The sequence below is a fragment of the Anabaena sp. PCC 7938 genome (assembly GCF_049315035.1).
In the GTDB taxonomy this organism is placed as follows: Bacteria; Cyanobacteriota; Cyanobacteriia; order Cyanobacteriales; family Nostocaceae; genus Anabaena; species Anabaena cylindrica.
The window spans coordinates 628,128-650,218 of record NZ_CP186034.1 but is presented as its reverse complement, the minus strand read 5'-3'; the positions used below and the strand labels follow the sequence as shown (position 1 = coordinate 650,218).

The 22,091-nt window shown below is 39.0% G+C and carries 23 protein-coding genes; 14 read left to right on the top strand and 9 right to left on the bottom strand.

The genetic code is table 11. From position 1 onward, the window contains the following. The first annotated feature begins 123 nt into the window (after positions 1-123). The 3 genes from upp to ACOWPH_RS03215 all read left to right on the top strand — a co-directional run bounded on the left by upp (position 124) and on the right by ACOWPH_RS03215 (position 1,581). Complete coding sequence (gene upp, locus ACOWPH_RS03225) at positions 124-774, top strand: uracil phosphoribosyltransferase (RefSeq protein WP_015213977.1); 651 nt, start codon at positions 124-126, stop codon at positions 772-774. A gap of 70 nt (positions 775-844) precedes the next feature. Further along, positions 845-1,195 (top strand): hypothetical protein, encoded by a 351-nt coding sequence (locus ACOWPH_RS03220; RefSeq protein WP_015213976.1) that lies wholly within the window; start codon positions 845-847, stop codon positions 1,193-1,195. Positions 1,196-1,326: 131 nt separating this feature from the next. Then, on the top strand, positions 1,327-1,581 hold the full coding sequence (locus tag ACOWPH_RS03215) for a YggT family protein (RefSeq protein ID WP_015213975.1): 255 nt from the start codon (positions 1,327-1,329) through the stop codon (positions 1,579-1,581). A gap of 157 nt (positions 1,582-1,738) precedes the next feature. Here the strand turns inward: ACOWPH_RS03215 and ACOWPH_RS03210 are convergent, their stop codons facing one another. Then, positions 1,739-2,170 (bottom strand): hypothetical protein, encoded by a 432-nt coding sequence (locus tag ACOWPH_RS03210; protein WP_015213974.1) that lies wholly within the window; start codon positions 2,168-2,170, stop codon positions 1,739-1,741. A 138-nt stretch (positions 2,171-2,308) separates the two neighbouring features. Here ACOWPH_RS03210 and ACOWPH_RS03205 point away from each other — a divergent pair, with 138 nt between their 5' ends. The 4 genes from ACOWPH_RS03205 (at position 2,309) to ACOWPH_RS03190 (ending at position 4,338) form a co-directional block, all read left to right on the top strand. Further along, on the top strand, positions 2,309-2,920 hold the full coding sequence (locus tag ACOWPH_RS03205) for a hypothetical protein (protein ID WP_015213973.1): 612 nt from the start codon (positions 2,309-2,311) through the stop codon (positions 2,918-2,920). 162 nt (positions 2,921-3,082) lie between these two features. After that, complete coding sequence (locus ACOWPH_RS03200; RefSeq protein ID WP_015213972.1) at positions 3,083-3,265, top strand: CsbD family protein; 183 nt, start codon at positions 3,083-3,085, stop codon at positions 3,263-3,265. A gap of 69 nt (positions 3,266-3,334) precedes the next feature. Further along, the gene (locus tag ACOWPH_RS03195) at positions 3,335-3,775 is read left to right on the top strand and encodes a hypothetical protein (RefSeq protein WP_015213971.1); all 441 of its coding nucleotides are present in this window, start codon (positions 3,335-3,337) and stop codon (positions 3,773-3,775) included. A gap of 41 nt (positions 3,776-3,816) precedes the next feature. Continuing rightward, a complete protein-coding gene (locus ACOWPH_RS03190) occupies positions 3,817-4,338 on the top strand; it encodes a hypothetical protein (RefSeq protein ID WP_015213970.1) in 522 nt (173 codons plus the stop codon). A gap of 318 nt (positions 4,339-4,656) precedes the next feature. Here ACOWPH_RS03190 and ACOWPH_RS03185 read toward each other — a convergent pair whose 3' ends face one another. The 3 genes from ACOWPH_RS03185 to ACOWPH_RS03175 all read right to left on the bottom strand — a co-directional run bounded on the left by ACOWPH_RS03185 (position 4,657) and on the right by ACOWPH_RS03175 (position 8,289). Continuing rightward, entirely contained in the window at positions 4,657-5,772 is a 1,116-nt protein-coding gene (locus tag ACOWPH_RS03185; protein ID WP_015213969.1) for a ferrochelatase, read from the bottom strand. Between the two features lie 648 nt (positions 5,773-6,420). Continuing rightward, entirely contained in the window at positions 6,421-7,152 is a 732-nt protein-coding gene (locus ACOWPH_RS03180) for a DUF1963 domain-containing protein (RefSeq protein ID WP_015213968.1), read from the bottom strand. 45 nt (positions 7,153-7,197) lie between these two features. Further along, positions 7,198-8,289, bottom strand: coding sequence for a hypothetical protein (locus ACOWPH_RS03175; protein WP_015213967.1), 1,092 nt, complete (start codon positions 8,287-8,289; stop codon positions 7,198-7,200). Positions 8,290-8,654: 365 nt separating this feature from the next. Here ACOWPH_RS03175 and ACOWPH_RS03170 point away from each other — a divergent pair, with 365 nt between their 5' ends. From ACOWPH_RS03170 to ACOWPH_RS03155, 4 genes are all read left to right on the top strand, one after another. Beyond that, positions 8,655-9,287, top strand: a complete 633-nt coding sequence (locus ACOWPH_RS03170) for a hypothetical protein (protein ID WP_015213966.1) — start codon at positions 8,655-8,657, stop codon at positions 9,285-9,287. A gap of 94 nt (positions 9,288-9,381) precedes the next feature. Further along, positions 9,382-10,644 carry an MFS transporter gene (locus ACOWPH_RS03165; RefSeq protein ID WP_015213965.1) on the top strand — a complete coding sequence of 421 codons (1,263 nt, stop codon included), beginning with the start codon at positions 9,382-9,384 and terminating at the stop codon, positions 10,642-10,644. 134 nt (positions 10,645-10,778) lie between these two features. Then, the gene (gene ilvB, locus ACOWPH_RS03160) at positions 10,779-12,671 is read left to right on the top strand and encodes a biosynthetic-type acetolactate synthase large subunit (RefSeq protein WP_015213964.1); all 1,893 of its coding nucleotides are present in this window, start codon (positions 10,779-10,781) and stop codon (positions 12,669-12,671) included. A 219-nt stretch (positions 12,672-12,890) separates the two neighbouring features. Then, positions 12,891-13,361: a hypothetical protein gene (locus ACOWPH_RS03155; protein WP_015213963.1), complete on the top strand. Its 471-nt coding sequence runs from the start codon at positions 12,891-12,893 to the stop codon at positions 13,359-13,361. Between the two features lie 138 nt (positions 13,362-13,499). Here ACOWPH_RS03155 and ACOWPH_RS03150 read toward each other — a convergent pair whose 3' ends face one another. The 4 genes from ACOWPH_RS03150 to ACOWPH_RS03135 all read right to left on the bottom strand — a co-directional run bounded on the left by ACOWPH_RS03150 (position 13,500) and on the right by ACOWPH_RS03135 (position 18,315). After that, positions 13,500-14,057 (bottom strand): Uma2 family endonuclease, encoded by a 558-nt coding sequence (locus ACOWPH_RS03150; protein WP_015213962.1) that lies wholly within the window; start codon positions 14,055-14,057, stop codon positions 13,500-13,502. Between the two features lie 120 nt (positions 14,058-14,177). Beyond that, on the bottom strand, positions 14,178-15,464 hold the full coding sequence (locus ACOWPH_RS03145; protein WP_015213961.1) for a hypothetical protein: 1,287 nt from the start codon (positions 15,462-15,464) through the stop codon (positions 14,178-14,180). 287 nt (positions 15,465-15,751) lie between these two features. Beyond that, complete coding sequence (locus ACOWPH_RS03140; protein WP_015213960.1) at positions 15,752-17,014, bottom strand: proton extrusion protein PcxA; 1,263 nt, start codon at positions 17,012-17,014, stop codon at positions 15,752-15,754. A gap of 209 nt (positions 17,015-17,223) precedes the next feature. Then, positions 17,224-18,315, bottom strand: a complete 1,092-nt coding sequence (locus ACOWPH_RS03135; protein WP_015213959.1) for a nucleotidyltransferase domain-containing protein — start codon at positions 18,313-18,315, stop codon at positions 17,224-17,226. Positions 18,316-18,857: 542 nt separating this feature from the next. Between ACOWPH_RS03135 and rplU the strand changes: the two genes are divergently transcribed. The 3 genes from rplU (at position 18,858) to ACOWPH_RS03120 (ending at position 21,028) form a co-directional block, all read left to right on the top strand. After that, a complete protein-coding gene (gene rplU / locus ACOWPH_RS03130; RefSeq protein ID WP_015213958.1) occupies positions 18,858-19,268 on the top strand; it encodes a 50S ribosomal protein L21 in 411 nt (136 codons plus the stop codon). 31 nt (positions 19,269-19,299) lie between these two features. Further along, complete coding sequence (gene rpmA / locus ACOWPH_RS03125; RefSeq protein ID WP_015213957.1) at positions 19,300-19,578, top strand: 50S ribosomal protein L27; 279 nt, start codon at positions 19,300-19,302, stop codon at positions 19,576-19,578. A gap of 388 nt (positions 19,579-19,966) precedes the next feature. Continuing rightward, a complete protein-coding gene (locus ACOWPH_RS03120) occupies positions 19,967-21,028 on the top strand; it encodes a retropepsin-like aspartic protease family protein (protein WP_042464781.1) in 1,062 nt (353 codons plus the stop codon). On the opposite strand, the gene trpD is transcribed toward ACOWPH_RS03120, so the two are convergent. Next, a complete protein-coding gene (gene trpD, locus ACOWPH_RS03115; protein ID WP_015213955.1) occupies positions 20,958-22,010 on the bottom strand; it encodes an anthranilate phosphoribosyltransferase in 1,053 nt (350 codons plus the stop codon). The genes ACOWPH_RS03120 and trpD overlap by 71 nt on opposite strands. Positions 22,011-22,091 lie beyond the last annotated feature (81 nt).

Here is a 22,091-nt window from a genome sequence, read left to right as displayed (position 1 = left end):
AATATCTCAATTATCTGAATGAACCTGACTATCACCCAACCAAAGTTGGGATCAGCCACTCACTGGAGAGAGTATGATGTTGTATCAGTTCCCATATAAATCAAAGGCTGTCCATTTCTTGCTATGACACAACAATTGCTTGTTTATGTCCCACCTCATCCGCTAATCAAGCACTGGTTGGCAGTAGCTCGTGATGTGGCTACGCCTCCAGTATTATTTCGTGCTGCTATCACTGAGTTGGGACGATGGTTAACTTATGAAGCGGCTAGAGATTGGTTGCCGACTCTAGAGACAACTGTAGAGAGTCCATTGGCTCCTTGTCCAGCAACGTTAATTGATCCACAAGTACCTGTGGCAGTTGTGCCAATTCTCCGGGCTGGTTTAGGCTTACTAGAGGGAGCGCAGACATTGTTGCCTTTGGCAAAAATTTACCATTTGGGTTTAGTGCGAAATGAGGAAACTTTAGAACCCTCTTGTTATCTCAATAAACTGCCAGAAAAATTTGACTCGGAAACACGGGTGTTAATTACCGATCCGATGTTAGCAACAGGAGGGTCTATAATGGCAGCAATGGCAGAATTGACTAAAAGAGGTGTTGAACCAGCGTTGACAAGGATTGTTTGCGTTGTGGCAGCACCACCAGCTTTGCAAAAGTTGAGTGCTGATTATCCTGGTTTAACAGTTTACAGCGCGACTATTGATGGGGTGGTGAATGATAAGGGATATATTGTACCGGGATTGGGGGATGCAGGCGATCGCATTTTTGGGACTTAGGCCAGGATGCAGTTAAAGCATGAAAATAGCTTAAATACTTTGAAACTTGCAGATTGAAGGCGGTAAAAATATGAGTCAAAAAGATGGTTTTGCCAGCGGGTTTTTATTGGGGACTCTTGTTGGTGGAGTAGTTGGTGGTGTGTTGGGTGCGGTGCTAGCCTCTCGACGGGATGCACAATTGCCAGCAGATGAGGAGATAGGACTATCTGATAGTTCCATCCCTGGAAATAAAATAGCAGCCAAAAGACGGCAAATGAGATCCGCAGCGAATGAGGGTTTAGAAATGGAAACCGCACGGCGATCGCTAGAAGATAAAATTGCTCAACTGAATGCCACAATTGATGATGTGCGAAACCAGTTGGGAAATGTCAACGGCACTTCATCCCGGCCTGTTGAAGGTTCCGTCTCTCAAGACTCTTGAAAAGCTTCTGTAACATAGCGCAATCAGGAATTCTCCTCAATATAGACGCTATTTGCAGACTCAATGCCATTGACTCAATTAAAATCAATCATAAGACCGTTATTGTCATTTAGCAGGAAACTAACCCATCTATGTATTTACTGGTTAACACATTAGCTACCTTTATTACCATCTATAGCTCTTTGCTAATTATCAGGGTTTTATTGACCTGGTTCCCGCAAATTAACTGGTATAACCAACCATTTGCTGCTTTGAGCCAGATAACTGATCCTTATTTGAATCTGTTCCGTTCAATTATTCCCCCATTAGGTGGTATGGATTTTTCTCCCATGGTAGCGATTATACTACTCCAAGTTCTAGGTAGTGGATTGCAAGGTTTTATGTAATCGCTGATTGGCAATCGTTCCAAATTCAAACCAAAAATGTTAGGTCTGGGCTAACTAGCCCAGATTTACAGCAAGAGTCAGGAGTCAGGAGTAAAACTGGCTTTGTGTATAGGTTTAAATTTAGATTTTGTACCTCCTAACTACGCAAACTGCTGTATTAGCGTCTGACTTGTCCGCTAAAACCAGTAGCTTTAAACTGCTTCAACTGTAATGGAGTTGGCTGATTTGCAGGTACAGAAATTCTGAACTCAAAATCACTGATGCCTGGGGGAACTTCGGCAATTGAACCGATACGGGTGCGATTTTGCATAACCGAATCATTGTTGGCATCATAAATGCGTCCAAAAATATCTGCATCGTAAACTGTTTTGTAAGTACTATTTTCTGCTTTACCTGTGACAATAAAGCAACTTGCGGCTGCTGAACCGCTACTAATAACAGCACCTTTTGCTAGTTCTGCTGGACAATCTTGATAGGAGATATCAAATAGTCTAATTTGTGTCAGCGCTACAGCCGGGGGAGTAAACACCCAGGACAGAAAAACAATTAGACCAGAAAGGAAGATAAGGGTGAGCGATCGCAACCGCATAAAACACACCATCACTTTATTAAAAGATTATACTGAACTTTTAACCTCAGCTTACCTGAATTTTACGGTTAAGGAATTGGAAACTTATATTTAAGATTGTCATAATTGAAAAGATAGACCTTCAATTGCTAGTATCCTATGACGACCGATGAGATTGAAGCAGCCTTGCGAACAGCTTTCAAACGTTGTGATGCAGCCAGCTGTCCTCTCACTGATATGCAGAAACAAATATTACTGCAAATAGTCGAGCAAATTCAGAGAAACTCAACCTTTCCGGTATCAGATATTGCCAATCCCTTAGATGAACTGACTCCAGAGGAGTTAGAAGCATTTTTACAGTTCGTAAAAGCAGAAGAAGAACAAAACCGCACTTGGAAGGTGCAGTTGCTCAATGATTGGTTGTTGGCACAAGATTCGGGAAAAGTGCAATTTATCCGCCAACGCTATGGCTTGCAGTGGTTGAATCGGGTTGAATCATACCATTTTGACAAATATTCTTATTTTGAAGAAGCACTACAGTTAAAAATAGGCGATCGCATAGAAGTTTCCAATGCACTGTGGGAATGGATATCAGAAGATGACTCCTCTCAGCGGGAATGGTTTCCTTGCATGGTCATCAAAGTTGATGAAATCCGTGATGGTGATGATAGCTTTACCAGTTGCCTCATTCGCTTCTTTAATGGCACTGAGTATGAAATTCAAGGCATCTTTGAATGGAATCGCTATAATTGGCGTTGGCCGCAGAAGTAGAATAAATAACTGATACTTTTGTAAGCGGTTGGTAATTTTGTTATTCAAAAATATATTTCTTTCTATATAGATAAATGACACAGATTGTATATCTTATGAGGGAAGCTTCCACCTATTTTTTTAGATAAATTGGGTAGGTAATCATCAAAAAAGGCAACCTAAATGAGCTTAGAAGAACGGGCTAAAGCCACAGCTAAAAATCTTGAAGGTAAAGCCCAAGAAGCAGCAGGAAATGTTACCGGTGATCCAAAAGATAAAGCTGAAGGTAAAGCGAAACAGGCAGAAAGTCAAGTACGTCACGCTGCCGAAGATGTAAAAGATCATGTCAAGGAAAAACTTGATTAGATAGACTCAAAATTCGTAGTTGCATAAGAAAACAACTACGAATAAAAATTACTCAATGAGGAGGTAAATATGATTATGCTTCAGCAGATAAGGCAACTTTTGATGCCTTTCATCTTAATTTTAGTATTAACTTTAACTACCGCCTGCGGTGGAGGAACAGTCACAGAAGCTGACCGCACAACCACACCATCAGCTATTGGTAGAGATGTAACCTATACAGAATTAGAGCGTGGTAACACCCCAGGAGGTCAGACTTTTGGTCAGTGGGTAGTGCAGACTTCTAAAGGATTAGTTCAAGATGCTTATGTACGAGATAATAACAAACTAGGTGTGGTTATTTCTCCTCAAGTCCAACCAAATGAAATAAAGCCATTAGCAAAATCTTTAGCGCAAGGCTTTCATAAGAACTTTCCTAATCAAGATGTAAAAGTCTTGATCTATGCTCCTGATAAAAAACTCATTTTGACTGCTGACTATGATACCCAGAGCAACCAAGTCAAGTATAGCTAAAAAAATTAATTAAAACTTGCTAACAAAAGGAGATATATCAAGTGGCAAATAGTGAACAATATAGACGTGAAGTTCTAAAAGATTTAGCACAAGGAAATGTTGAATCTTTAGATAATATTCCAGTCGATACGACAAATGAATATCAAAGCTTTGATGATTTCGCACAGAGAACAACAACAGACCAACGTCGGCAATTATTTAATCAGTCTTCACACCCCGAACGTATCCCTCCCAGCGAAATAGAGCCAGAATTGCAAAAAGCCATTTCTCAAATTAAACCCAATGAACGGGATGATGTTGCTAGGGCCTTTTTCAAACAGTTAAAAGAACGAGGACTGGAAGATAAACGTTTAGAACAACAATTAAATCTTTCTACTCACCACTCTAACCGCATGACTGCTGATGATGTCAGTAAACTTGCATCTTTCGCATATCACAACCATCCTGATGTTTTTCGTGAGGTGTTAGCGGAACAACCAGGAATTATGAAGTTTCTTAGTAATCCTATTGTTGCTGGAATTATCGGTATTGCAGCAGCTAAATGGTTGGGAAGTCGGAAGTAATAGGTTTTGAAATCTGCTTTGTATGGGAACAATAAAATAAAAAATGTAGGGGTAAAGCGCAGTGCTAAACCCCTACATTTTTGTCACACTACTAAAAAATAGAATGATTTATAGCCTTTCCCACTCTAGTTAGATACAAAATTACCCCTCCCCAACCCTCCCCTTGGTAAGGGGAGGGTGCGCGACAGCGTGGGTGGGGTGTATTTCATGAGCTTGGGAATTGCTATATTTTTTGGTAGTCCCTAATATATATCTGGTGAAAATTAGTTTTTGTAGAGACGTTCAATGGAACATCTCTACATTTTTTGTCAGAGATATCTAATGGTGATGATGATGGTGAGTTATTGCTAACTCACGATTAACTTCCGTACCTTCTGCTTCCATCAATTTGGCAATATGAGCATTTGCCCATTCAGCAGCCATTTCTAAAAATTGAGGATGATCATTCACACAAGCCATTTGTAAATAATCAACACCAGAATACTGTTTTTCTAAATCATGAATGATGTGATGAACATCTAACAGCGTTTCATGGTTTTCTGTGGCAAAGCCAATAGGCATGAAAATAATCACCTTTGCACCCAATAAAATTAGGTTTTGGGCTGCTTGGGTGGCATTTGGCTGAGTCCATTCAATTAGCGGCGTGTCGTGGTTGAGCCAACCTACAGAAATTAAAGGATAACTGTTAATTAACTCATTTCTGACCAATTCGTACAGCGCTTGACTTTCATCAATTCCTGATGTGAATCCTTTGGCTTTGTGAGGACAACCGTGATTCATCAACACAATACCAATTTGGGAAGGTAGATAAGCTGATGCTAGATTAGCTTGAATTTTCTCTTCTACCAAATGCGCCAATAAATGAATATATTCCGGTTCGTTGTAAAATGAAGGAATATATCTTTGTGCTTTTACCCAGTGTTCATCACCATCAGCTAATTCAACCAGAGCATTGTTAACTTGCTCAATGGCAATACCACTGGTAAAAATGGAATCTACTACCAAGAGTGGGTAAATGAGAATTTTGCTAAAGCCTTGCTTTTTGATTTCGGCTAAAACTTGATTTGGCAAAAAAGGAGCGCAAAAGTTAAAGGCTTTGAAAACTTGGACACCACTACCCCATTTGTGTTGTAGTTCGTGTTCAATACCAGCGCGTTGCTGTTCAAAGATGGCATTGTGTGGGGAGATAAAATCGTGGTGAGTGTGTCCCCATTCATGACGATCAAATAATGCTAACAGTTTTGCTAGGGGGGGATAAATCCAGGTGGGAACAGGCGCGAATTTTGCTGTAAGTAGATTTAAAGCTTGTTCGTTATAGTTAGCAAAATCTTCGTAGCTTTCGACTTCGCCATAGCCCATGAGTAATACGGCTACGCGGTCTTGGCTGGATAGATGCTCGTGGGTATGTTGCAGTTTTTCTGGAGTTGCAACCACAATTAAATCCTCAATATAACCAAAATGGAGATAGCGAACTAGCAAAATACTAGATCGTTCATCTTATTCGTAGCATAATATCCCATCCAGGGGGATAGGATAAACATAAACATAAAAATATACATCTAAGGGCATAATATGCTTACTCCCACATACAGGAGTTTGTATATTTGTTTGCCAGATACTGATGTAACTAAAACTGTATTGAGTGCGGAATGCTGTTACTTAGCAGGTTGATTGTTAGCGAATTAGCGGGTCTGACGCACCCAGCAATTCTCATTTTGAAAAAAATAAAGTATTAACCCTGATTTTGGAATTCAAAATGTAGTACAAGATCAATACCTTGTCCAAATTGGAAAAAACCTTGATTTGTAGGTTGGGTTGAAGCATGAAACCCAACAAATGCGTTGGGTTGCGCTGTCGCTTAACCCAACCTACCGAAAATGGACAAGGTATTGAAGATAACTAGTATTTAGTCATCGCCTCTGGCTAAAAAAACAGTCGGCTTGAAAATAAGTATAAATACTCAATAAACTAGAGGGATTACCTGACAACGAACGGGGGAAATCCAGTTCATCATTCAGGTTTTAGAATAGGGAATTGAAGCGAATTTTTAATCATAGTCCCGGACTTTAAGTTTTGATATTCCTACGGAAGTTGAATAAATAATTTGGCTTGAGTATAGTCATTGGCAATAAAAATAGTTAAAATGCCAAACTCGCCCAATTCCATAGAAAAAGGATAAAAGTTTGGCTGAAATCTAGGCAGTAAGTAATAGCCTTGCTGGGGAGCAAGCTGTAAGAGTAATAACCATTCTTTTGAATCAAATTCCTCACGTGGGTTTGTTGGCTGATTGATGTAAAGTGGTTGACCGCCTATTTTATTCCCTGCAAATTCAGGTCTGGAGAAATTATATCCTAGCTCAATATCAAGCTCATCATATCTATTGTAGTGAGCGCTCGGAGGCGTTGCTATTTCAGATTTGATCGGACTCAATAATATTTCATATTCTTTATAATTTTCTTTGCTGTTTTCATCAAATTCATAAATAGATAATCCAGTAGCATCTGATATATATTCCACTTCTTCAGTTTTGTAAATCATTTCTGGAGTTTGAATGACTACTGCCATAGCTTCTGCATATAAAGGTTCGGCATCTCCCCAGATGAATACGTAAACCATTACTCCATTACTATTCGGAAAAATTGAGTCTTCTAGGGCAATTTGCCCCATAAATAACATTTTTTCTCCGGTTTCAAAGGCAAGAGGCCAAGTCGGTTCGTTTATCCAAACAGGTTGCCCACCAAATTTAGTAATAGGCTCTGTGATGGGAGTTTGAGTTTCTGCGATCGTGAAGGTACGTCTAAATAGTGTAGTCATAATATTTTGCAGATTTTTTCTATTTAATTTGTATTTAATTTGTATTTAATTTATCGAAAAAATTTTTCTCCCTGTTGTTGCTTCAAAGATTTGTACATACTCAGTACCTGCTTCTTTTCCTTCTAAAATAATTTTGTCTTCATCTAGGATCAAGTATATTTTATTCCAGTAATTTGACTGATCAACATAGTGCTTGGTTATTTCGTGTTGCCATAATAGCACTTGCTGTTTGAAATCGTAGGCATAAAGAGTGGCTCCAGAAGCAGTTGGATCATAATAAACAATCCATAAAATAGGTACAGGCTCTGAGGCATTAGACCAAATCCGCTTTAGAAAGAAACCTATCTTTTGTTTCAAAACCTTGTTAGACAAGGCTCTAAAAAAATCACCATAACCTGATTTTTTATGATATAAAATCCCCTCAATTTTTATTTCTTTATAATAATTTTGCCTGACTGAGGGCAGGGGCAAATTATATTTTTCAGCACCATAATTCACTTGAAAACTATTTTGAGTTTTATTCAATTCTAACAGTCCTATATCATTCGCCTGATCATCTATCAAAACAGAACAAACATTATGAGGCAACTCAAGTAAAATATTTGATATTTCACTTGTTTGAATATCCATAGTGAATAATTCATATCGACAAATATCACCTTTGAACACCCAATAATATATGGTTTTGTCATTATGCATCAAATATTGTATATCAGCTTGATCATCAACTTGAGTTACTAGTGATTTTTGCCAAATTAGATTCAAATCCTCGTCAAAACAACGTAGTCTATAATGAATAGACCAATCATCTTCCCAAACAATTACTTTGTCTTGAGTGGTAATTAAATAATAACTGTAAAGTAATTTGCCTAAAGGTATTGATAGACTCTCTTTAGACTGGTGATTTTTATATAAAGAGACCCCAGATTCAGGAGTAGAGTTATTTTCTCCTGACAAATTAAATTGATGCTGCTTAGTAACAGAGACACTTTTGAGGTCTTTTCGTCTGAATACAAAGGCAAACTGACTTTGTTTTTTGAAGTCTTCTAGTTCGTCAGGGGTTGCATTTTCCACTAGTTCTAGCTTTTTCAAGTCAATGTAGTGGGTGCCTAATTTATTTTCAAAAAGATATTGCATACTACTCTAGGATTTTTCAAGCGATTGCATTCCCCTATTCCCAAAAAGCGATCACCCACACATTATTATAACTCTTGTTGTTGCGCCTAATTTTATTATCACTACATATTTACCACTACCAAAATTAGCTCTAAACTCCAATTAATAGCGAATTGACAAAAGCTCTCCAATCATCAAATAAACAGCAACACCTACGGTAAGCTACTACTAACGCGCGATGGCGTTCCACCATCGCCACCGTTAAGTGGCAGTAAACAACACTAAAACCCTTTTGCCCCCTACCCTATCATGTAGACATCAATACCCCACTTTTTTATTGACTACTAACAGATGCTTGGGTAAGTTCTATATAAAATGAAAATTAAATGAGCATAATTATTATTTGCCCTGGGATTCATGAACCAGAATTAACCGAAAACTTTATTACAGGGCTATTAAGTTCAGCAACGGATATAGCAATCAAAGAAAATAATTTAGAGATACTGGTTTATCCTGGGCAGGGTATTTTAACCTTATCAGCATTTCATATTTTGCAGTTTTTGAGCGATGCCTACGAAGTCCTGAGTGCGAGTCAGCGATCGCATGATAAGTTAAAATGCCCTGTGATATTCATCAGCTATAGTGCGGGAGTGGTTGGTGCCATTATTGCGGCGACAAAGTGGCAAATGCTGGGCGGTACAGTCAAAGCTTTTATTGCCATAGATGGATGGGGAATGCCACTATGGGGTAATTTCCCAATTCATAGGATGAGTCATGATTACTTCACCCATTGGAGTTCTGCTATTTTAGGTGGTGGGGAAGATAATTTCTACGCTGAACCACCCGTTAACCATTTATCAATGTGGCACTCCCCTCAAACAGTACAAGGCAAATGGGTAGACCGGTCACTAGGTTTGTCTTTACCCCAAAATTACCTAAATGCTGCTGAATTTTTGCATTTGTTGCTAAAACGTTATGAAGAAAAGAGTCTGGAGAATAAATTTAGCAACCAGAAGTGAGAATTAGCAAGGACAATAGAGATAAATCAATATTTTTGCTGATCCTGCTGCCCTTTGCTTCATCTACCATAGTTCATATTCCTACATATAGTTAATGTTTCCCACTGAACCTACTGCTGTTAATCACGGCTTTGGCACACTGTTAAAAAACAGGGGTTTTATGCTCCTGTGGATTGGACAACTAGTTTCCCAGTTGGCAGATAAGGTATTTTTTGTCTTGATGATTGCCTTGCTGGAAAACTACCCACCGCCACCGGGGTTAGCGGAAAACTCGATGTACTCAACTTTGATGGTGGCATTTACAATTCCAGCGATTTTGTTCGGTTCTGCTGGTGGTATCCTTGTTGACCGCTTTCCCAAAAAATTGGTGATGGTTGGCTCGGATGTGGTACGGGGATTTTTAACATTACTGATTCCCTTTTTGCCCAGAGAATTCCTGATTTTGTTAATTCTCACTTTTGCCATTTCTTGTGTGACACAGTTTTTTGCACCAGCGGAGCAAGCCGCAATTCCCCAGTTGGTAGAACGAGAGAATTTAATGGCTGCCAATGCCCTATTTAGCACTACCATGATGGGTGCTTTAATTGTCGGTTTTGCTGTAGGTGAACCAATATTGAGTTTGGCCAAAAGCTATCTAGGAAAAGATTTTGGCCAGGAAATTGTTGTTGGTGCATTATATTTACTATCTGCGGCAATTATGCAGCCTATCAATTTTAAAGAACATCAACCAATTGAGGGGCATTTGGCAGGAACTCATGTTTGGAATGAATTTACAGATAGTTTGCGCTATATCAAGAAAAACCGTCTAGTTTTGAATGCGATGCTGCAATTGATGACCTTGTATTGCGTATTTGCAGCTTTAACAGTATTAACAATTAGATTAGCCGCAGAGTTTGGCTTAAAGGAAAAACAGTTTGGTTTCTTCTTGGCTGCTGCTGGAGTAGGTATGGTGATGGGAGCAGGTATTTTGGGTCATTGGAGTGATAAGCTACATCACAAACCTCTACCCTTGATTGGATTTTTGATGATGGCTTTGGTTTTAGGTGTGGTTACTTTTACCCACAGCCTGATTCTAGCACTGGGACTTTGTGCATTGTTGGGTATAGGTGCTTCTCTGATTGGCGTACCGATGCAAACTTTGATTCAACAGCAAACACCACCGACTATGCACGGTAAGGTTTTTGGCTTTCAAAACCATGTTGTGAATATTGCTCTTTCTCTGCCTTTAGCGATCGCTGGTCCATTAACTGATATCTTAGGACTGCGAGTGGTACTAATGATGATGAGTTTTGTAGTGGCGCTGATTGGTGTTTGGGCTTGGAAAAATACTCGCCGAGTCTTGCAAGATGTGATTTAAAGATTGTAGAATCATAATCCGGTCTTATGCTCGCAGATGGAGATTATCTCAGCATTTTCTGGAATTTCTAAATTAGAATGAAATTTTAAATACAGAATTTAAGCGTTAATTTTAGCTATATTTTGAGGTTAACCGTGCGCTCGCCTTCTCAAATCAGTCTCCCACAATCGGAAAATCACAAGCAGTCTTCTATCTCTAACTCGTCAGTTGTCACCCCAAAACGGGCATCTGGCGGTTTTGCTTTGTTAGATAGTCTCGTCCGTCATGGTGTTGAGTATATTTTTGGTTATCCCGGTGGAGCAATTTTACCGATTTATGACGACCTATATAAAGTAGAAGAAACTGGCCGTGTTAAACATATTCTCGTTAGACACGAACAAGGCGCTTCCCATGCCGCTGATGGTTATGCCCGTGCTACTGGTAAGGTGGGAATATGTTTTGGTACTTCTGGACCAGGAGCAACGAACCTAGTCACAGGTATTGCTACAGCCTACATGGATTCTATTCCCATGATTGTGGTGACAGGACAAGTCCCCAGGGCTTCCATTGGTACAGATGCTTTCCAAGAAACAGATATCTACGGGATTACTTTGCCTATTGTTAAGCATTCTTATGTAGTGCGTGACCCCAAAGATATGGCGCGAATTGTGGCAGAAGCTTTCCACATTGCCAGTACTGGTAGACCGGGGCCTGTTTTGATCGATGTCCCCAAAGATGTGGCTTTAGAAGAATTTGATTATGTGCCGGTAGAACCAGGTACGGTGAAGTTACCTGGTTATCGTCCCACTGTTAAGGGCAATCCCCGCCAAATTAATGGGGCGATTCAGTTAATTAGAGAAAGTCGCCGTCCGTTGTTGTATGTTGGTGGCGGTGCGATCGCATCTAATGCCCACGAAGAAGTCAAACAACTGGCAGAATTATTTAATATCCCCGTCACTACCACTTTGATGGGTATCGGTGCATTTGATGAACACCATCCCCTCTCCTTGGGAATGTTGGGAATGCACGGAACCGCTTACGCTAACTTTGCGGTGACAGATTGCGATTTGCTGATTTGTGTCGGTGCTAGATTTGATGACCGGGTGACAGGTAAGTTAGATGAATTTGCCTCCCATGCGAAGGTTATTCACATCGACATTGACCCGGCTGAAGTAGGTAAAAACCGTGTGCCTGAAGTGCCTATTGTTGGTGATGTTAAGCACGTTCTCACGGATTTGTTACGCCGATGTCAAAACTCAACTCACAAAATTCCACCTCATCAAAATCAAGAATGGTTAAATGTAATTAACCGTTGGAAACAAGATTATCCTTTGGTTGTCCCTCATTATCCTGACAGCATTTCCCCCCAAGAGGTAATTGTCGAAATTGGTAGTCAAGCCCCCCATGCTTTCTACACTACAGATGTGGGACAACATCAAATGTGGGCAGCGCAATTCCTCAAAAATGGCCCCAGACGTTGGATTTCTAGCGCAGGTTTAGGAACCATGGGTTTTGGTGTCCCTGCGGCTATGGGTGTAAAAGTGGCATTCCCTGATGAAGAAGTTATTTGTATCAGTGGTGATGCTAGTTTCCAAATGTGTTTACAGGAATTGGGAACCCTTGCACAATATGGCATAAATGTCAAAACTGTGATTTTAAATAATGGCTGGCAAGGAATGGTGCGTCAGTGGCAACAGGCCTTTTATGGTGAGCGTTATTCCTGCTCAAATATGGAAGTAGGAATGCCAGATATTGAATTTTTGGCTAAAGCTTATGGGATCAAGGGGATGGTGATTAGCGATCGCGCTCAATTATCCGATAAGATCGCAGAAATGCTGGCGCACAACGGCCCGGTAATCGTTAATGTCCATGTCACCAGAGATGAAAACTGTTATCCAATGGTAGCCCCTGGCAAAAGTAACGCCCAGATGTTCGGTTTACCTAAGCCCACACCCACAACCACCGTTGAGCCAGTTTATTGCAGCCACTGCGGGACTAAAAACCCCCCCAGCCATAATTTCTGCGCTGAATGTGGAAATAAATTGTAGATTCTGAACTTCAGTAGGGGCGTATTGCAATGCGCCCTTTTGTTGACATATTTACATTTTTGTGATAGTAGAAATTTTCACCAAATTAATTAATAAAATATTACCTTGGTGTTAAAAAATTATCCCTGTAGGTTAGTTGTATGAAAAAAAGTAACAGTCTCTGTGATTTTCTGCAATGATTTGGGAATCTTAGAAATTAGCTCAATCCAAAGGATCATCATGTCTAAAAGTCAGTTGCTCAACAGCCCCAGTAGCACTGCTGTGAAGCTAGAACCAGAAGTAGCACTTGCCATCATTGGACTCTTTTCAGCCGCTGCTGATGGTGAAGGGATTATTTCCACCGAAGAATATCCATTACCGGAAATGTTTGATGGTATTGGAATGTTTGAAGATTACGCGGAGAAAGACTTTGACAAGTTGACAGCAAAAGTCAACACAGTGATTAAAGAAACAGAAGTAGCAAATCTCATTGCTGGTGCGATCGCATCTTTACCAGATAAGGATTACCGTGAAATTGCATACGTCACTGCGCTCTTAGTCGTAGGTATGGATGAAGACACACTCGACGCAGAGCAAGAGTATCTCTTTGAACTTCAGGAAATATTGAAGATTTCCGATGAGCGAGCAGAAGAACTGATAGATGAAGTCTTCGAGGAATATGAAGACGAAGAAGAAGAAGAGGAGGAATAATAAGAATATCTTTCTAAATTTCTAGTATTATCAACTTTCAGCAAGTTATTTGCTTTGTCATTGTCAGCTAAATAAGTTGATATAGCTCATGGGTAGCATTTTTTAGGCTATCATGGGCTTTTTGCGTGTATGGCAATGTTATAAATTTAACCAGCTAAATACTTCTTGAACAGTTATATCTAATTCAATCCCTGTCAGAACTGGTAAGCGATCGCTATTTTTAAGTTCCCTAACTCGGCGATCGCTATCTACTACTAAAATACTCTCATCTTCAGGATCAAGCAACCAACCAAACTCAGTACCATACTCAGCACAGTGTAATAATTTGGCTAGGACTTGTTTATATCTCTGATCGGGAGACAGAATTTCAATAGCCCAATCTGGATGGATTTCAAAACGATTGGCGATGCGTCCTGATGGCAACCGAGGGATTCGTTCCCAACGAAATACGGCTATATCTGGAACGATCGCTAACCCACCAAAAACACAGCGTAGTTCTGGAAAAGCTTTGGCAATTTTTTGAGGTTTAGTAATTTGATTAATAGTTTCGCATAGATCGATCTGAAGTTGGCTATGCTCCCCTTGAGGCATTGGTTTCTGTGTGATTTGTCCATGAATAAATTCAGAAGCAGGTTCTGTTTCTGGCAATTGCAAAAATTCTGCGATAGTTGTGGGTTTAATTGCTGCAATAGTCATAGCTTTATGCCTTCTCAAACCTCTTTAATTTTAACAGCGCCTAGGTTGCGCTGTACGCGATCGCACTCCAATTCTCTTTATGGTTAAAAGCGATCGCCCTAATATCTGGCTTGAGGCTTTTTACTTCTTCACCAAAATATATGCGGTAGCATAGGAGGGTAATTGCTGAATATGCTGCCAAAAATCTTTTTTATTCTCAAAAATACCCGCTAAAAAATCGAGTTGTCCAAGATTGGGTAAAAACGCTCCACCTGTATCTGCAATTACTCCCATTTGTAGACGTTTTGTGCCACCTTGATTATACTCCATCACAATCACCCGGCCTAAACCAATATTCAGGACATCACCAGCAAAAGTAACGCCTGGTTTGATTGATATTTTAGCATTTATATTGTGTCCATAACCTTTGATTGCATCAACTTTTCTAAAATACCAATAACGCTTTTGCGATGTGGCTTTTAAGCCTCTCACATAAGATATGCCATTGTTTCTATCCACGTTAAAAAAGTCTTTTGAACCATCTATAAAATTAATAAGAATTGTTCCCTGCATCAAAGCTTCTTCTAAACCTTCGCGGGTTAAATATGCTAGAGGCTCAACTTTACCAAATTCTTTACCCCCAGGTTCATAAATACCTTTTAAAACATCCTGCTTGCTATATTTAGTATAGAAATTATCAGCAGCATAATTTTCTTTTAAACTATAAATTGGTGTATTATATTTAGCTGTTTTTGTCCGAGAGCCAGGATGAGTAAAAACAGCATATTTTGTAATTCTCAGTTGTTTTTGTTTGGGTTGTTCAGGATTATAAGCTGACCATTTGATCACTCGAAAATTAGCATTAATAAAATTCGGATCTTCTAAACGAGTGGCGCGATTATTACTAATATCCTCCTGTAAAACTACAATCATAAAATCCAAGGTTTTGATAATATCTTCGACTGTAACTCCTTGGCTTAATAATAATCCATTGCGAGAAATATCTGGGTCTGCTTTAGCATAATCTTGGTAATATTTTCTCGTATTAGTGAGAACCGTTAATAAATCTGCTTGATTAAAATTAATTTTTGTAGTTGGTAACTTTGCTGGTTTTAAAACGTGCTTACCATTTACACTATATTTATATTTTTTCCATTCATCAATCACAGAATAGAATATAGATGTAGCTTGGGTATTTTGAGTAATATTTAACTCAGATATGGGCTGATTAGTTAAATAATTCAGTGGCGTTTCATTCAGAGGAGATTGAGTTTTAATATTTTTCTCAGACTGGATTATGCTTAAGTTAGATGTATTAATTTGCTGAGGTTCTGGCTGTGCATATAAATGTTGATGAGCCAAACTAACTACTAAGAAACTAGCAATACCTGCTGTGATTTGGAATTTACGATTGCAGAAGATACTCATAAGCTTAAAAAGAAGTAAATTTCTAAATTGATCTGGGTGCTGAAGGTAATGCTTAATAGTGCATTATACATTTGTATTTTTAATTACTTTTGTCGGTAGCCGTAAAAGTAATCACCAACACTAATTAGTAGCAGATAACTTGAGAATTTGCACTAAATCTTTCTCTGGATTCATGAAAAATTGTTGATATCTGGATAAAATTGCTATAGAGTTTCCACATCATATGTTAAAATAATTTAACCGCAGGGAATACGGAGAAATATAAAATATATTATATTCACGAAATATCATTCATCCATTTCTTTCAATGTAGCTAATGCTGAAGGAGATAAGCGACTAAGATAACGGAATATCCAGTATTTAAATATAGTATTTAAAATTACTGGAAATGTAGCAATAAATAGAAAAATTCCGCTTCTAGTTGCGGATAAACCCAAATGTTTGGCTATTCCTTCCAGAAGGATTTCCCACCCATGTGGTGAGTGAAAACCAACGAACATATCTGTCAGCAAAATAATCAAAAAAGCCTTAGCACTGTCACTTAACCCGTAGACAATTTCATCTATAAAAGATTGAAAAAATATAATATTTTTTTTATTGAAAGCAACAACTATAGCAAAGGAAATTAGTGATATTAAATCAGCAAAGACATTACTAATAGCACTGCTGCTTTGATTGCGAAAATCTTTTGCTACCTCCAAGGCTTTATTTTTAACCTGTGCTGTAATGTTTTCTGGTGAAATTTCTGGTGTTTGTTGCAGTAGAGTTTTCATTTTTAATAAATTTTCAAAATTCTTTAATTCATGGAGTGCTTTTTCCTCCATTTCCGAATTCATAAAAATTTGAACTGTATTTTCACCTCTAACGTGTTCTACTAAAGGAATTACTAATAGTTGCTTAGAAAAATGATGAGTTAATAGCGGTACAATAATCAGCATTAATAAAAATTTGATTGATCTTCTCGTCCTATTTCTAGAAATCCGATAGTTTCTGACAAATTCTGCTTCTGCTTTTGGTGTAAATTCGTTAGTTATTTTACTAACTGTTTTACCAATTGATCTCGGTAATACACCAGTTTTTTGAGATGTAAATGGTGCTTTAATAATATCTATATCAGATGAATTTGTATCGGGTTCAACTGTTTGAAGATTAATTTGTAATATTGAAGTATTTATTTCATTGTGTGCGATATACTTGCATATGACTTCATCAATAAACTTAAGCTTTTCTAATAATTCTGTATCTGTAGTATTGACTAATTTACTTCCTAATTGAAATTCTGCTAATCTCACTTTAATAATAGCTAAATTTCTATTCAGATTTCCCTGCCAGAAAGCCATCACATTTTCGGTATAATTCTCTGATTCGGGAGCAATTTTTTTGCCATTAAACTGGTTAACTTCAATATTTTGAATCGCTTGAGCAGCTTGATAAGCTTCTAAGATAGCTCTTTCTGGAGTATTGAAAAACCAGCGATTAAAAAAACGCCAGTATTCTGTAGTTTTTTGGCGAATTAATCTTACATTTTGGATAAAATATGACTCTTTCATCGCAGATATTTTAAGATATGAACAAACTTTTATTTTAAATTATTATTGGCAATAGTTAGGAGCTAATTGCAGATTTTTTAACTATGGCAATATACAGCAGATTGCAAGTGGGTGTTGTATAAATGCAGGATGATTTATATCACGCAGAGGCGCAGAGACGGGGAGAGGATAAGGAGTTGCTGTGTTTTTAGATATTATTACTCTATGCTTTATTGCCAACCTTGCATTTCAACTAATTCCATACACAAACTATTAATTTGCTCTAAATCAGGTTTATGAGGTAGAGTTGATTGTTCATAAAAAATATCCATTTGAGCAACTAAATTCTCAGCCATTTTCATTAATTGATCATAGGTATAATCTCCTCTGAGAATAGCTTTTAAATCATCAACATCACCAGCTATTTTTCTATCTACAATTACTTCTCCTTGCTGTAATATTTCCAAGCCACTGCGTAGTAATCTAATACAGTGCATCCCATGTTTTAAGTCATAACCAGAATTTTTCTCCATTTCTGCCCTAGCCGGATTTCTATTTTCCTGCCAAGATAGATAAGCTTTCCATTCTCTTAAGGCGATTTGATAACTTTGACTTTTTTGCAGTAGCCGAATAAAGTCTTTGCGGCTATTGGTTAAATTTTGTGTATATTCTAAAGCTGCATCGGTTAAGGTATATTGTTTCAATAAACCTTTAAAATCAACATCGGCTGTCAGTAATTTATATAATTGTTCAGATTCTTCTAGAAATTCAATTTTTCCTTTAATTAAGATATAAAGATATTCCAAAAAAGCATTTAGCTCATCTTTGCTTAGTGGGGTTTCATCTTCTATGCCAAAATCAGAGGGGATGGGTTTTTTGGCTGGTGGATTTAACAACCACTTGCGATGGGTTTCCATTTTTTTTATTTGGGCAAAAGCATAACCAGAATAAGTATGTTTAACTTTTTTACTTAAAAATATTTGCCTGTTTTTAATTAAATACTCACCAATTTTTGTGATCATAGGATAGGTGGGCAACCAGAGCAATTCTAAAACATTGGGATTTGCTCCTGCGAGTAAATGCAAAACTTTTCTAAGTTCATAAATTACTGTATCTTGATTGCCATCTATAAACGGAAAAATGCCTGGTTCATCCCAACCTGTATCTTTTTGCTCTATACTATCAAATCCTAAATAGTAACGCTTAGGGGCAATAAATACTCCTCGATAGTCATAATCTGAATCAGGACGATTTAAGCCATAGCCGTGACTACCAGCCAAACCTACAAAAATAGTTCTTTGTTCAACTTCTATTCTTTTCATAAACCTCATGGGTAAGTTTCGGTACGGCATCTATTTAAGAGACTTCCAAATAAAAAGTATGCCATTGTTTGGAAAGCAGGGTGCAGGGAGAGGAAAAAGTAGTTTTGATTGGAGTGAAATTGCGTAATTTATTTTGTGGAGTTCTCTAAGATTGTATTTTTTACTTAAATATTGTTGATATAGTGCCTCTACGGTTTATCTTAACCGAATCAGATTCTATAATAGAAGCTAAAAAAAATCTGAGCAACTCTAGCGGCTGCTCAGATGTGTAAAATTTTTTTCTGTCTGTGTCTGTGCTAACTACACAGGCAAACTTCACGATTCCGGTGATAAGGTCAAATTTTGCAGACAAAATTTCTTAATTATTAATTTACTTGACTTAATGGTATTGATTACAGTAAAATATTAGATTGTCTGTCTAATTCCTGCTCGGATCAGGTAGACATTCTTAAAAAGCTGGCAAAAGCGATAAAAAGCTAAAAACATTGTCTCTACAGGAGATAAAAGCCAGCTACCTGTACGGCAACTTCAAGGACAACTCGATGACTTACGCAATTATTGAAACTGGTGGCAAACAGATTAAAGTCGAAGCGGGTCGATTTTACGATATTGAGCTGCTGAGTGTCGAACCAGATGAAAAAGTTACAATAGACGCAGTATTACTGGTGCAGCACGAAGGGGAAGTCTCTATTGGGCAGCCACTAGTAGCAGGTGCAACTGTAGAGGGGACGGTTATGCGGCACTTTAGAGGTCGTAAAGTCCTGGTCTATAAAATGAAGCCGAAGAAGAAAACCCGCAAAAAACGTGGACATCGCCAGGAAATCACCAGACTTTTGATTAACTCCATTAACCTCAACGGTGCGGTTTTGGTGTATGAAGAAGCACCAACCACTGCGGAAACTCCCAATATTGTGGACAGCGCTCCTGTTGAAGAAGCTGTTGCTGCTGAATAATAAACAGAAGTAAATAAATTAAGAGGAAATTATGGCTCATAAGAAGGGAACTGGTAGTACACGTAACGGTCGTGATTCTAATGCTCAACGTCTGGGCGTAAAACGCTTTGGTGGTCAAGTTGTACGTGCGGGCAATATTCTTATCCGTCAGCGCGGTACTAAAATTCACCCTGGTAATAATGTCGGTATCGGCAACGATGATACTCTGTTTGCTTTAGTTGATGGTGTAGTTACCTTTGAAAGAAAGGGCAAAACCCGGAAAAAAGTGAGTGTTTATCCAGTTGTTGCTGTTGAAGCATTAGCAAGTTAAGTATTAGAGACTTCCAAATAAAAAAATATCCCAAAATTTCTTGTGGTGCAGACCGAAAGCCTGCTAATAATACAAGGACGGGCAGGATGCCCATCCCTCAAGATTGGATCATCTTTTTTGTGGAGTTCTCTTAGTTACTTAGTCATTAGTCAATGGTCATTAGTCAATAATTGATGATCATTGACAAAAACTGCGAAATTTAGAATTTTAGGTTTTTAAACTTGAAAGTATCAAGGGAATACCAAAAAATAAATTACCTACAAATTAGAGATGTTTGTCCAGGTGATTACCGAAATTAATTAAAAATTAAATAATTCAAGCTAGAGCATCTTTTTCTTTGGGAGGGGTACACTTGGAGAGAGCCAGGGCGGTTAACCTGAAAGTCATTATGCTTGAGTCTTTTTTATCCCGCGCAGCCCTAATTTTTCTCTCCGGTAGTCTAGCTGTTGCGACTGTTGCCTGTAGTGAAAACAAACAGATAACGGCGACCGATGGTGATAAGCAATCTGGGCCTATTGGTAATTTGGCAGCTGTACAGCCGCCTACCAGGAAGCCAATGCTGTTGCCAGCCGTCCCAAAACCACAGCAAACAAAAGATTCAGTGACTGAACCAAGTGCTTTAGAATTGGCGCTGGATAAGGCTACGGGAGGGTTAAATATTAGTAAATCTGCTCAATCTTCAGATGATTGGAATTTGGTGGCGAGTCAGTTTCAGGATGCGATCGCTCTTTTGAAACAGGTACGACAAGACAGCCCCAATTTTCCCTTCGCGCAAAGACAAATTGCCGAATATCAACGTCAGGTTCAATTAGCCAGACAGAAAGCCAATCCTAACAGCGTCGCATCTCCAGTTATACCCAGGCAAAAGGTAGTTGTTGTTGTTCCCCAACCAAAACCCAAATTACAACGTTACTCAACTCCCCTCCCCTCTAGACAAGTGCAACCGCTACCACCACCCCAGCCGATTTTCCCTTCATCGGAACTCCTCGCCCAAAATAACGAGGTATTTGTAGCACCTATTAAGCGGCGACTTGGTGGCACACCCATTGTAGAAGTTACCTTTAATGGTAGACAGCGATTTGAGATGATCGTAGATACAGGGGCAAGTGGGACTGTAATCACTCAACAGGTAGCAAACGCTTTGGGTGTAGTACCAGTGGGGAAAGCTAGGGCTAATACCGTCAGTTCCAAATCTGTGGAATTTCCGGTTGGTTATCTGGATTCGATGGAAGTTGGGGGGGTAATGGTGAATAAAGTTCCAGTTGCGATCGCTGGTGTGGAACTAGAGACAGGACTCCTAGGACATGACTTTTTTGGCAACTACGACGTTACTATCAAACGCAATGTCGTCGAATTCCGTCCCCAACAACACTCAGAAATTAATCGTGCAGGAATTCAACTAACTGTGCCAACTTTTTCCAGGGGCTACCGCTTTGTAAAATTTCCCTAGCTAAACTCACACCTTGAGCATGGTTCAGCAGCGGAACTGCACCAGCCACTTGTAGAGCTAAGGAAGCATTTAACGCCACTGCATCCTGTTGTGCTTGAGTTCCCTTTCCTTGCAATACGTCCTTGAGAATTTGAGCATTCTCTTGGACATCTCCACCCTTCAAGGCTGCTATTGGCGCAGGTTTGATACCTATTTCTTGGGGATTGACAGTAGTTAACTGTACTTTACCATTTGATAATACTGCCAAATCAGTAATATCCCCTAACCCCGCTTCATCTAATTTTTCTCGTCCATGCAGTACAATTGCCGTTTGTGTTCCCAATTGGTTTAATGCTTGAGCGATCGTTTCTATCAGTTGGGAATCAAACACCCCAATCACTTGTCCAGTAGGGCGCAAGGGATTTACCAAAGGGCCAAGTAAATTAAACACAGTCCGCACCTTCAAACTTCTCCGCAACGGTGCAACTGCTTTCATTGCTGGATGCCAACCAGGGGCAAATAAAAAGGTGATTCCCACCTCTTTTACTGCTGCTTGCACCTTATCACCAGCAGCATTCAAATTAACACCCAATGCTTCTAAAACATCAGCGCTTCCCGTCAAACTAGAGGCAGAACGACTACCGTGTTTAGCAACGGGTACACCAGCAGCAGCAGCCACAAAAGCCACTGCTGTAGAAATATTAAAAGTTGATGCCCCATCTCCACCAGTCCCACAGGTATCAATTAAAGTGCCGAGTACCGAGTGCTGAGTACTGGTTACAGCAGATAGAGATTTTAATACTTCAGCCATTCCTGTTAATTCTTCAGCAGAAACGCCTTTGAAGTGCAATGCTGTTAAAATTGCTCCTGATAACTCTGGGGGAATCGCTTCATTTATCCATCCTTGCATCAACCCTGCTGCTTGAGTACGGGATAATGATTGTCGGTCTAATAATTGTTGCAGCAAAACAGACCAATTTATAGGAACTGAGGAAGTAGTCATGACTTAGGTTTTCAGTTGATCGAACTGGGAGTTATCCTACCGAAAAATGGGTAGCTTTCGATTCCGATCAAGATTTTTGTT